12 protein-coding genes are annotated in these 11,677 nt (G+C 69.0%); 2 read left to right on the forward strand and 10 right to left on the reverse strand.

Annotated elements, in window-relative coordinates:
• Positions 1–9: 9 nt before the first annotated feature.
• The 10 genes from asnB to LGY53_RS25175 are packed head-to-tail and all read right to left on the reverse strand — an operon-like array spanning position 10 to position 9,332.
• The gene (gene asnB, locus LGY53_RS25130) at positions 10–1,821 is read right to left on the reverse strand and encodes an asparagine synthase (glutamine-hydrolyzing) (protein WP_225729175.1); all 1,812 of its coding nucleotides are present in this window, start codon (positions 1,819–1,821) and stop codon (positions 10–12) included.
• A 39-nt stretch (positions 1,822–1,860) separates the two neighbouring features.
• Entirely contained in the window at positions 1,861–2,607 is a 747-nt protein-coding gene (locus LGY53_RS25135; protein WP_225729176.1) for an SDR family NAD(P)-dependent oxidoreductase, read from the reverse strand.
• A gap of 4 nt (positions 2,608–2,611) precedes the next feature.
• On the reverse strand, positions 2,612–2,944 hold the full coding sequence (locus tag LGY53_RS25140; RefSeq protein WP_225729177.1) for a hypothetical protein: 333 nt from the start codon (positions 2,942–2,944) through the stop codon (positions 2,612–2,614).
• Positions 2,941–5,379: a beta-ketoacyl synthase gene (locus LGY53_RS25145; RefSeq protein WP_225729178.1), complete on the reverse strand. Its 2,439-nt coding sequence runs from the start codon at positions 5,377–5,379 to the stop codon at positions 2,941–2,943. Before LGY53_RS25145 ends, LGY53_RS25140 begins: the two co-directional genes overlap by 4 nt.
• 2 nt (positions 5,380–5,381) lie before the next feature.
• Positions 5,382–6,395 (reverse strand): glycine cleavage T C-terminal barrel domain-containing protein, encoded by a 1,014-nt coding sequence (locus LGY53_RS25150; RefSeq protein WP_225729179.1) that lies wholly within the window; start codon positions 6,393–6,395, stop codon positions 5,382–5,384.
• A complete protein-coding gene (gene fabZ / locus LGY53_RS25155) occupies positions 6,392–6,886 on the reverse strand; it encodes a 3-hydroxyacyl-ACP dehydratase FabZ (protein WP_225729180.1) in 495 nt (164 codons plus the stop codon). Before fabZ ends, LGY53_RS25150 begins: the two co-directional genes overlap by 4 nt.
• Entirely contained in the window at positions 6,883–7,164 is a 282-nt protein-coding gene (locus LGY53_RS25160) for a phosphopantetheine-binding protein (RefSeq protein WP_167479311.1), read from the reverse strand. Before LGY53_RS25160 ends, fabZ begins: the two co-directional genes overlap by 4 nt.
• A gap of 28 nt (positions 7,165–7,192) precedes the next feature.
• Complete coding sequence (locus LGY53_RS25165) at positions 7,193–7,939, reverse strand: SDR family NAD(P)-dependent oxidoreductase (protein WP_225729181.1); 747 nt, start codon at positions 7,937–7,939, stop codon at positions 7,193–7,195.
• Entirely contained in the window at positions 7,936–8,883 is a 948-nt protein-coding gene (locus LGY53_RS25170; protein WP_225729182.1) for an ACP S-malonyltransferase, read from the reverse strand. Before LGY53_RS25170 ends, LGY53_RS25165 begins: the two co-directional genes overlap by 4 nt.
• Positions 8,880–9,332 (reverse strand): 4'-phosphopantetheinyl transferase superfamily protein, encoded by a 453-nt coding sequence (locus LGY53_RS25175; protein WP_225729183.1) that lies wholly within the window; start codon positions 9,330–9,332, stop codon positions 8,880–8,882. Before LGY53_RS25175 ends, LGY53_RS25170 begins: the two co-directional genes overlap by 4 nt.
• A 466-nt stretch (positions 9,333–9,798) precedes the next feature.
• On the opposite strand from LGY53_RS25175, the gene LGY53_RS25180 reads away from it, so the two are divergent.
• Both LGY53_RS25180 and LGY53_RS25185 read left to right on the forward strand, forming a co-directional pair.
• Positions 9,799–10,287 (forward strand): thioesterase family protein, encoded by a 489-nt coding sequence (locus LGY53_RS25180; protein WP_167474381.1) that lies wholly within the window; start codon positions 9,799–9,801, stop codon positions 10,285–10,287.
• A 27-nt stretch (positions 10,288–10,314) separates the two neighbouring features.
• The gene (locus LGY53_RS25185) at positions 10,315–11,676 is read left to right on the forward strand and encodes a TrpB-like pyridoxal phosphate-dependent enzyme (RefSeq protein WP_225729184.1); all 1,362 of its coding nucleotides are present in this window, start codon (positions 10,315–10,317) and stop codon (positions 11,674–11,676) included.
• Position 11,677: the final 1 nt, after the last annotated feature.

Here is an 11,677-nt window from a genome sequence, read left to right on the forward strand (position 1 = left end):
CACTCCTTCTCAGACCGTCACCCGCACGTCGTATGCGCGCAGCCAGCGGTCGATCTGCCACAGGTAGGCCAGCGCCAGCCGCTGCATCCACGGCGGGCGTTTGCTGCTGCCGTCCACCAGGGCGCGCACCCGCTGGGCGTCGAGCAGCGGACCGACCGCCGACTCCTCGCTCAGCAGCAGGCGCGCGCGGGCGCGGACGGTGGCGTCGTAGTCCGGGTCGACGGTGGCCGGGTACTGGCTCTTCGGCCGCCACACCAGCGCGTCGGGCAGCAGGTCGGCGACGGCCTTGCGCAGCAACGCTTTCGGCGCGCCATCGGCCTTCATCCGCCACGGCACATTCCACAGGTACTCGACCAGCCGGTGATCGCAGAACGGCACCCGCACCTCGAGCCCGACCGCCATACTCATCCGGTCCTTGCGGTCGAGCAGCACCGGCAGGAAGCGGGTGAGGCCCAGGTACATCATTTCCCGCGAACGCCGCTCCGCATCGCTCTCCCCGGGCAGTCGCGGCACCTCGGCCAGCGCCTCGGCGTAACGATCACGTACGTACTCCCCGGGATCGATCCGGTCCTTGATCGCGGGCGACAGTACGGCCGCGAAACCGACGTCATCCATCGACCACGGGAAACCGGCACGCCGACGGGCGTTTTCGTCGTGGAACCACCAGTAGCCGCCGAATACCTCGTCCGCGGACTCACCCGAGAGGGCCACCGTCGAACGCCCGGCGATGGCGTGGAACAGCAGATACAGCGACGCGTCCAGATCGCCGAGGCAGGGCAGATCGCGTGCGCGGCTGGCGATGTCCTGCACGGTGAGCAGATCCGGCGTGTCCAGGACGACGTCGGTGTGGTGCGAACCGATATGCGCGACCAGCTCGCGCACGAACGGGGCGTCCCGGCTCGGCCGCGCCACATCCGCCGCGAAATCCCGTTCGCTGTCCCGGAAATCGACCGCGTAGGTGGACAGCTTCGCACCGCCCATCCGGTCGGCGGCGAGCGCGGCGATGGCACTGGAGTCGACACCGCCGGAGACGAGCGCACACAGCGGAACATCCGAAATCAGCTGATGCGCAACGGTATCCGCGAGCAGCTCACGTACCCGCCGCACCGTTGTCGCCGCGTCGTCGGGGTGCGGCGCGCTGACCAGCTCCCAATACCGCGAATGCCGCGTACCCTCGCGGGTGATCCGGACCAGGGTGCCCGGCCGCACCTCGCGCAGACCGCGCAGCACGCCCTCGCCCGGTGTCGCGGTGCCGAAGAGCGCGAACAACCGCACCAGCCCGGCATCGTCGAGTACCGCGTCGAAGTCCGGATTGGCCAGCAGCGCTTTCGGTTCCGAGCCGAAGATCACCCCGCCGTCGTATTCGTGGTAGTAGAGCGGCTTCACGCCGGGCCGGTCGCGCACCAGCAGCAGCTCCTGCCGCCACGCATCCCAGATCGCCAGGCCGAACATGCCGTTGAGCCGGGTGACGAAATCCGCACCCCACTCGAGGTAGGCGCGCAGCACCACCTCGGTATCCGACTCCGTATCGAAATAGTGTCCCCGACAACGCAATTCGGCACGCAATTCGCGATAGTTGTACACCTCGCCGCTGTAGGTGAGCACGACGGGACGACCGCCGCGTTCGGCGATCATCGGCTGCGCGCCGCCATCGATATCGATGACCGCGAGCCGCCGGTGCCCGATCGCCGCGCGCGGGGAAAGCCATGTACCGCGCGCGTCCGGGCCGCGGCAGGCGAGTGTTTCGGTCATGGCGTCGACGATCGCACCCGACATGGTGAGATCACGATGCCAGTCGACCCAACCGGTGATACCACACACGAAAGCCTCCTGGGCTGTGAAAGATGTTGTCGGCGAATGTCATCGGGCGGTATACCCGCCGTCGACCGGCAGTTCCGCGCCGGTGACGTAGGACGCCTCGTCCGAGGCGAGGAACCGCACGACGCGCGCAACCTCAACCGCATTCGCCTTGCGGCCCAACGGAGTTGCCGCCATGAACGCGGAGACGAATCCGGACGGGAGCCCGTCGGTCATCGGGGTGTGCACCAGACCGGGAGATACGGCATTCACCCGGATACCAAGCGGCGCAAGCTCGATCGCCGCCGACACCGTCATCGCTCGCACCGCCCCCTTCGCCGCGCTGTAGGCGAATGCGGCGCCGGTCCCGACCAGACCGAGCACGGAACCGACGTTGACGATCGCGCCGCCCCCGGCCAGGCTCATCGACGGCGCGACCGCCCGCATACCGAGCCAGGTGCCGCGCTGACCGACGTCGACGACCCGCTGCCACTCCGCCTCCGACACCCCGGTCAGCCCGTGTATGCCGAGCACCCCGGCGTTGTTGACCAGGATCGACGGGTAGCCGAAGCGGCGCCGGGCCAGCCGAACGATCCGATCCCAGTCACCGGTGGACGTGACATCCAGTCCGGCGGCGACGACGCGGGCGGCGGGCGCCTCGGCGGTAATCGCCGCCGCGGTGCGGGCGCAGGCCTCGGCATCGATATCACCCAGCACGAGACCCGCTCCCGCCGTGGCGAATTCGGCGGCGATGGCGCGCCCGATGCCACCGGCCGCGCCGGTGACGATCGCGACTGCCGCACCCGTCATACGATCAGCGCTCCCCCGGCAGCCAGGCGATGGCCGCCGCGTGACCGCCCGCGTGGGTCAGCGAGATCCCGGGCACCCGATCCAGTTCGCCGCCCGCGATCAGCCTCGGCGGACCGCCCGGCGAGCGGAGCACCGCGAGGTCGGTCCACGGCACCGCGGTCCGATCGAGCGCCCGGGCCGCCGCGCGCTTGGCCAGCAGCCGGACCGCCAGATGCTCCTCGGCGCGCCGAAAACCGTTGCAGTAGGCGAGTTCCGCCGCCGTCAGCCACTCCCGCCACAGCGGATCGGCCCGGCCGGGCAGGTCGGCGAGCGAGCAGATCTCGTAGGTGACGTTCACCGGTACGGTCCGACGATGACGGTCGCGTATGTCCCGCCCCAATTGGCCGCCGAGATCACGCACGGCCCTGGCGGATCGGCCGCCCCGGCGAAATAGCCTGGGTGCCCGGCGAATTCGGGCACCGGATCGCTGAGCGCGTACACCCGGGGCACCCAGCCGGTCGCACAGGTTTCCAGCGCGGCCACCGCCGAGAGCAGCGGCGTCACGCTGTGCACATGACCGACCTGCCCGGACAGATCCGCCACCCGCACGCCGCCGCCGGGCCACACCGCGGCGATGGCCCTGGCCTCGGCCCGATCCAGCACCCGCACGCCGCGGGCGTCACCGTATATCGCGCAAACCTCGTCGGCGGCCAGACCGGCGTCGGCCAGTGCGCGGCGGAAGCTCTCCGCCCACGCCACCCCGGACGGTTCGTTGCCTGCTATCCGGTAAGCGTCGGAGGTGACGGCCTGACCGGTCACCTCCGCCAGGATCGTCGCGCCGCGCTCCAGCGCGTGCTCCAGCGATTCGACGATCAGCGCGACGCTGCCCGCACCGAGCACACAGCCGTCCCTGGCCATGTCGTACGGCCGGGGGCCGTTGTTGGAGAGCAGGCCGAGCCGGTCGTATCCGAGGTGTAGCAGCGAGGTCAGTTCGTCGGCGGCCACCGCGAGCATCACCTCGGCGGCCCCGCGCCGCACCAGATCCACCGCGTAGCCCAAACCCAGTGCGCCGGAAGCGGTTCCGGTGGCCAGCGTGGACAGCGGGCCCTTCAATTGCAGGGATAGGCAGGCATGCCCGGCGGCGGCGTTCATCACCGAATTCGGGAACAGCCGCGGGCTGACCTTGTGCGGACCGCTGGTCTGGATGGTGCGGGTGAGCGCGCCGACCGTCTCCAGCGGACCGGTGTATGTGCCGAACACCATGCCGGCCCGCTCGCTGTTCGCCCGGGTGATCTTGAGTCCGGCGTCGTCGAGCGCCATCCGCGAGGCGGACAGCACGAGCAATCCGAGCTGATCGAGCCTGCGCGCATAGGACCGGTCCACGTAGGCGCGGTAGCCGGTGTCGGTGATCTCCGCGACCAGCTTGCTGCCGCAGCCGCCAGTGTCGATCGACCGGGCCGGGGCGATGCCGGTCGCGCCCGCCCGCAGCGCGTCTTGAAAACCGCTGCGGCCCAACCCGATCGGTGAAACCACACCCGCGCCGGTCAGCACGACCCGGCGATCCGGCCGCCGCGGGACGTCATACGGGCGCCGGGTCAACAGCAGCGAACAGTTGTTGCCGCCGAAGGCGAACGAATTCGACAGCACCACATCCGCGGCGGCCGGGCGCGCCCGGTTCGGCACGATATCCCGGCGCTGCGCCGCCGGATCGGCGACGTTGATGGTGGGCGGCAACACCTGATCGCGCAGCGCGAGAGCGCACACCGCGGCCTCGATCGCGCCCGCGGCGCCGAGCATATGACCGACTTGAGATTTGGTGCTGCTCACCGGTGTTCGCGACGCGGCGCCGACGAGGGTGTCGATCGCCTTGCGCTCGGCGCTGTCGTTCGCCGGTGTGCCGGTGCCGTGACCGTTGATGTAGTCGACCGCGTCCGGGGCGAGCCCGGCCTGCGCCAGCGTGCCCCGCATCGCCCGCAGCGCGCCGCTGCCGCCGGGTTCCGGCGCGGTGGCATGGTGGGCGTCGCTGGTCAACGTATATCCCTGCAGATAGCAGATGATGGTCGCGCCGCGCGCCCGCGCCGCCGATTCCGCCTCCAGCATCAGCATCGCCGCGCCCTCGCCCAGGTTCAGACCCGTACTGCGCGAATAGGGTGCGCAGGGTTCGGGATCGAGCGCGTCGAGGCTGGAGAAGCCGGCCATCGACAGGATGTCCAGCACGTCGACGCCGCCGGCCAGCATCGCGTCGGCGCGGTCCTCGCGGATCATATCCACCGCGTAACCGATCGAATTCGCCCCTGCCGCACAGGCATTGGAGATAACCGCCTTGGGGCCGCGCAACCCGAACGCGGCGCTCACCGCATCGGCCGCCGTGTAGAGCGGATAGACCAGCAGGTGATGCCTGCGCGCGGCGGGCGCGCCGCCGTCGAGGAATTCCCGATGGAACCGCTCCCCTTCGTCCAACCCACCCACCGAGGTGCCGAGCGCGACGCCGATCCGGTACGGGTCGAGCGCGGCGATATCGAGCCCGGCCGCGCCGACCGCCTCGTCCGCGACCGCGAGGGCCAGCCTGCTCGCCCGGTCCAGCCGCCCGCGCGGACGCCGCGCCGGAATCGGCACCTCATCCATTTCACCGCTGTACCGGCAGCTCAGCGTCGGCACGTCGAACCGGCGCAGCAGCCGGATCCCGCGCCGTCCCTCGCGGATCGCCCGCCACACCGTCTCGGTGTCGGTGCCGAGTGAGCAGCTGATCGCCAGTCCGGTGACCGCAACCCGTTCTTCGCTGCGCGTCGTCATCACTACTCCAGCGGACGGCCGAAGCTGGACGGCACCAGGAACGGCGCGGAGATGCTGCGCGCCTGCGCGTCGTCGACCAGGAATTCGATGCCGGAGGCCGCCACCGCGCGGTCGACCCGCGCGGTGCCGATGACCCGCTCCAGCGATGGCGACCAGACCGCGTGCGAGACCGCGCCGACCACGAACCCACCGATGATCAGCGGCGCACCGCGCTCCGGGACGGCGGTCACGCTCGCATCCGCCTTCCAGCAGATGGGTGATCGTTCGAGCCCCTGCTCCCAGATCCGCAGCGCCGCATCCCTTCCGAGAAAGTCGTGCTGGAAATCGACCATCCACTGCAATCCGACATCGAACGGCGTGAACGGGTCGGGACCGCCCTCGCGCTCCAGGTTGACGAAGCGCATCTCCATCCGGCAGATGTCGAGCGCGTCCGGTCCGGCCGGCTGCGCACCGAGTTCGGCGAGTTCGGCAGACAGCTCGTCCGCCGCCTCGGCGGGTGCGTGCAGTTTGTAGCCGTACTCGCCGGTGACGCCGGTACGGGAGATCAGCAGGTCGGCGTCGTTCCACCGCTCGACCGCGAAACTGCGGTAGGCCATCGAGGAGATAGGAAACGACAGGTACTTCTTGGCGATCCGATACGACTCGGGCCCCTCGACCGCCAAGACCCGGTATTGCTCGCCGACATCGGTGACGGTCACATCCGGCACGGTCTCGGCGAGGGCACGCAGATGTTCGGCGGCCGCATCCCGCTGCGCGGGCCACACCTCGAGCAGGTATTCCGCGCCGTCGCAGTGGATCAGCGCCTCCGCGACGACGGTGCCGTCCGCGCGCAGCAGCAGCGCCACCGCGATCTGACCCTCCAACAGGAAGTCGGCGTTGCGCGACGATGCCGTGCCGACGAATTTCCCGGCCCCCGGACCGGCCACCCGGAACAGGCCGGTACCCGCGTGGTCGAGCAGACCGGTGCCGTGGCGCAGTGCCCGGTAACCGGTGCTCACATCGATATCTGTTTTCATCTGCGTGCTCCTTGCCCGCTGCCATCGGTGTCGCCCCGGTCGGTCACCACGAGCCGGGTGGTCATCACCACGTCGCGGCCGACTGATGCCTGGCCCTGTACGGAGATCAAGCGGCCCAGCCGCGGTCCGCTCTGGGCCCGGATCACCACCTGATCGCCCGGGGTGACGGTCTTGAGAAATTTCGTCTGTTTGATCTCGGCCAGATAGCCGACCCGCTCGGCGACGTCCCCGAGGTCCGCGCCCGCCGCGGCCAGCGCGCCCGTCCCGTAGATCACCGCGGCGAGCTGGGCGACGCATTCGACGAGCAGGACGCCCGGATAGAGCATCCGGCCCGGGAAGTGTCCGGCGAGCACGCCGTCGGCGGCGCTGATGTTCTTGATGGCCACCGCACGGACACCGGGTTCCAGCTCCGTCACCCGGTCCAGCAGGAAGAACGGATGCCGGTGCGGCAGCAGCCGGAGTACATCGTCGGCGGTCAACGGCTCACTCACGTGCGGTTCGCCTCGACGTGATCGACGAGCCGGTTCAGCGACATCAGGATCTCGGTCTCGTCATCGGTGATGACGACCCCGAATTCGTCCTCGATCGCCATCGCCAGCTCGAGGGTGTCGATGGAGTCGAGTTCGAGCCCGCGACCGAACAGCGGCTGATCGTCGCCGATCAATTCGGGTTCGATCTCCAGCGCGAGCCGCTCCACCAGCAGTCGCTTGACCTGTCCGCACAGTTCGTCGCGGGCGTCGCCGCGGGCCCGGGCTTCGGTGAGTGTCATGGCCATTGTCGTTGTCCTCCTGGTGATTTCATGCGGTGAGTCCGCCGTCGATGAGTAGCGATGCGCCGGTGACGTACGCGCTCTGCTCGTCGTCGAGCAGGAAGCGCACCGGGGCCGCCACATCCTCGGGGCGGCCGATTCGCCCGAGCGGCACGTGGGCGAGATAGTTGGTGAGTTGGTCACCCGGCATGCCGCGGGTCATCGCGGTGTCGACGAAGCCGGGCAGTACAGCATTCACCCGGACGCCGTGCTCGCCGAATTCCTTGGCGAGCACCCGGACCATCGCCTGCAGACCCGCCTTCGCGGCCGCGTAATTCGCTTGGCCCGCAGGGGCGTTCACGGCGCTGGTGGAGCTCACCACGACGATCGCGCCACCGCGCTGCCGGACCATCAGCCGCCCGGCGGCGCGACAGCACAGGAATGCGCCGGTGAGATCGGTGCCGATGACGCGCTGCCATTTCGCGTCGCCCAGCATCAGTGCGTAACCGTCGGCGGTGATGCCTGCGTTGTTGACGAGCAGGTCGAGCCGGCCGTGGTCGGTGCGAATCCGCCGGAACATCGCCGCGACCGCGTCGGGGTCGGCGACGTCGGCCTGAATGAGTTCCGCCTTCGGACCGACGGCCGCGACCTGCCGCAGCGCCTGCTCGGCACGCTCGGTGTCGGAGCGGTAGTTGAGCAGGACGGTCGCGCCCTCGGCGGCGAGGTCCCGCGCGATCGCCAGGCCGATCCCTTTCGTCGCGCCGGTCACCAGCGCGATCCGGTCCCGCACGCTCATCGCCGCACCGCGCCTTCGCCGATGATCGCGCGAGGGTACAGCGCCTCCTGCGCGGTGAGATGACGGGCCTCGCGGTTCATCTCCCGATCGAGTCCGGTCAACGTCCGGCCGGGACCGACCTCGACGAAGGTGCGGATGCCCGCGTCGAGCATGGTGCGGAAGGTGTCGCGCCACCGCACCGGGCTGGTCATCTGGCGCAGCAGCTCGGCGCGGTAGGCGGCGACGTCTGTGACCCAGTCCGCGGTGACGCTGGAGACGAAGGGCAGCCGCGGCGCGCGCAGCGGCGCGACGAGCAGCCGCGCCGCGAACGCCGTTTCGGCCTCGTCCATCAGCGGTGAGTGGTAGGCGCCGCCGACCGGTAATCGCTTGGCGCGCAATGCTCCTCGACATTTCGCCGTCGCGACCAGGCGGTCGATCACCTCGGGTGAGCCGGAGACGACGACCTGCCGGTCGGAGTTGATATTGGCCGGCACGGCGACCTCGTGGGCCCGCGTATCGGCGCAGAGCCGCAGCACCTCCGGCATCGGCAGGCCGACCAGCGCGGCCATTGCGCCGGGCGCGTCGGCGGCCGCATCGGCCATCGCGCGACCGCGGGCCACCACCAGCGCCAGCGCGTCCGTCCACTCGAGGCCGCCGCAGGCCACCAGCGCCGAATATTCGCCGAGGCTGTGCCCGGCGACCGCGCTCGGCCGATAGCCGAGCCCGGTCAGGTGGGTGTACAGCACCGAGGACGAGACGAAGACCAGCAGCTGCGCGATCGCCGGATCGGCGATGGTCGCCGCGTCGGCCCGGTGCAGCAGCTCCGCGACCGGCAGCCCGCTGACCTCTTCGGCCATCGGTATCAGCCGCAGCGCCGCCGCATCGCAGCGGGCCAACTCGCGGCCCATGCCCGGATATTGGCTGCCCTGTCCGGGAAAGACGAATGCGGGCTCGAGCGGATTCATCGCGCGCCGTCCTCGGTCGATGCCAGCGCCCACGAGAGCAGGAGCCGGGGCGCGACCTCGGTATATCCCGCGACGAGCGTCACCGCGTTCCGGTCCGCCCACCGGGCGAATTCGCCGCGCAGCGCGATCGGCCGGACCTCGGCGGCCGGGCCGATATCGATATCGGTGTAGCGCCCGCCGCGCGGCATGCCACCGAGCACCTTCACCACGCTTTCCTTCATGCTGAACAGGGCGGTCAGCCCGGCTATGGGATCGTCCAGCGCGGCCAGTTCGGCGGTGGTGCACACGCGCCGGGCCAGGTCGTCGCCGCGGCGCCGGACCGCGACGTCGATGCGCGCGACATCGCCGAGGTCGATTCCGGCCCGGTGGATCCGGCGGGCGCCCATGCCGTCGACGGCGAGGCGATGACCGGCGGTCCGCCAGCGCGGCGCGAGTTGGTTCGATGTCAAGGCGAAAACCCCCAGATTTACCGAAACGACCAACCGGCGACATAACTTACGGACAATTATCGAATCGCCGGTCGGCGTACCCGAGTCTAGAAATACGAAAACGGCGATGTCAAGCGGTCGAATTTTCTTGGAAGTCACTGGGAAACACCGATGAAGGAAAGATCAAAGCTTTCTGGCCAGCGTCTTTCGCGCAATAAATGATATGTGAAATATTTGCGCAATAACCACTATCTAGCTGGTGTTATACATATCGGACATGAGGCGGTCATACCAGTTATTATGCCCCAGAAAATGGGGCTTCATTGACAAATGCGGAGAATTCCAGCATTCTCCATTCAACACGACCCGAGCCGGTGGACCGAACTCCCGACGCGAAGTTCAGCGCACCCGAATTCGGGCCGGAAATTCAGGGGATTCGTCCGCCGTGCACCGTATCGCGCGCGTTCGGCGAGACCGAGGAGGACATATGCCACGTTGGGTCGAATCGGCGCCGAAGGTGATGCGCTGGGGCTACGTCGAAACCAGCACCACCGTCCGCTGGTCCGAATGCGACGGTCAACAGCACGCCTACTACGGCAACTACATGGCCTGGTGCGATCTCGGCCGGGAGGCGTTCGCCCTCGCGGTCGGCGTCGACTTCTGGAACTACCTGATCACCACCACCGAGTTCCACATCCGCTACCACGCGTCGGCCCGGTACCTCGACGAGATCGTCATCCGGACCTGGGCCACGACGCCCACCGCGCGGCTGGACTGCCACTACGAGATCTACCGCCGCAAGGGCGGCCAACTGCTCGCCGAGGCCAGATCCGGGCACGCCCTGGTGGACCGCGAGCGCGGCCTGCGCATGCGCGCACCCGACGACTTCCACGAGAAGTTCGAACGCTTCCTGCGCGGACAGCGGCTCGGCAACGGCGCCCCGAACCGGCCCATGGCCGTGACACCCGCGCGCTAGCAACCACTTTCGATACCGGAGATTGTGATGACCGATCAGGTCAAGTACCTGCTCGACGAGTCGGAGCTGCCGACCCACTGGTACAACATCGTCGCCGACCTACCGGAACGCCCGCCGCGTCCACTGCATCCGCGAACCCACCAACCGATGACCGCGCGGGAGATGACCAGCCTCTCCGCGATCGGCCTGCTCGAACAGGACGGGTCGACGCAGCGATACCTCGAGATCCCATCCGTCGTCCGGGATATCTACCGGCTTTGGCGGCCGACACCGCTGTTCCGGGCCCGAGCGCTGGAACGCATGCTCGACACGCCCGCCCGCATCTACTACAAGTACGAGGGCGTCAGCCCGACGGGCTCGCACAAGGTGAATACCGCTGTGCCACAGGTGTTCTACAACAAGGCGGCGGGTATCGAACGGCTCACCACCGAGACCGGAGCCGGTCAGTGGGGTGCGGCGCTCGCCTTCGCCTGCGCCCAGTTCGGCGTCGGCTGCGAGGTGTGGTGGACCGGCAGCTCCTACGATCAGAAGCCCTACCGCAAGGTGCTCATGGAGGCGTTCGGCGCCACCGTGCACCGCAGCCCGTCGGCGGTGACCGAGACCGGCCGCCGCGCCCAGGCCGATGGCAATACCCGCGGCAGCATCGGGCTGGCGGTCAGCGAGGCGGTCGAGGTCGCGCTCGCCGATCCGGCGGTCGGGTACGCGCTCGGCAGCACCGCCGGACATGTTCTGCTGCATCAGACCGTCATCGGCGAGGAGGCGCTGAAGCAATTCGCGCTGGTCGATGACTACCCGGACGTCTTGATCAGCTGCGTCGGCGGCGGATCGAGCATGGGCGGACTCGCCTTTCCGTTCCTGCGCGAAAAGCTAACGGGCGGACGCGATATCCGCGCGCTCGCGGTGGAACCCACCGCATGTCCGGCGCTGACCCGCGGCCGCTACGCCTGGGACCACGGCGATTCGCAGGGGCTGACGCCGCTGATGAAGATGTACACCGTCGGGCATGCGTTCGTACCCGAGGCGATTCACGCGGGCGGGCTGCGCTATCACGGTATGTCGCCGCTGATTTCGTACGCCTACCACACCGGGCTGATCGAGGCGGTCGCCAAGTCGCAGCGTGAATGTTTCACCGCCGGAGTGCGTTTCGCGGCGGCGGAGGGCATTCTGCCCGCACCCGAATCCAATCACGCCGTCGCCGCCTGCCTCGACGAGGCCGAACGCTGCCGGGAGACGGGCACCGCGAAAACGATCCTCTTGCTCGTCACCGGCCACGCGCATTTCGATCTCTCGGCCTACCAGTCCTTCCGCGACGGCACGCTCACCGACGCCGAACTGCCCGACGAACGGTTGCGCACCTTCCTCGACCAATTGCCCGCCGTCTCGGCCTGAA

It is taken from the genome of Nocardia sp. JCM 34519.1 (assembly GCF_020361265.1).
Lineage (GTDB): Bacteria > Actinomycetota > Actinomycetes > Mycobacteriales > Mycobacteriaceae > Nocardia > Nocardia arthritidis_A.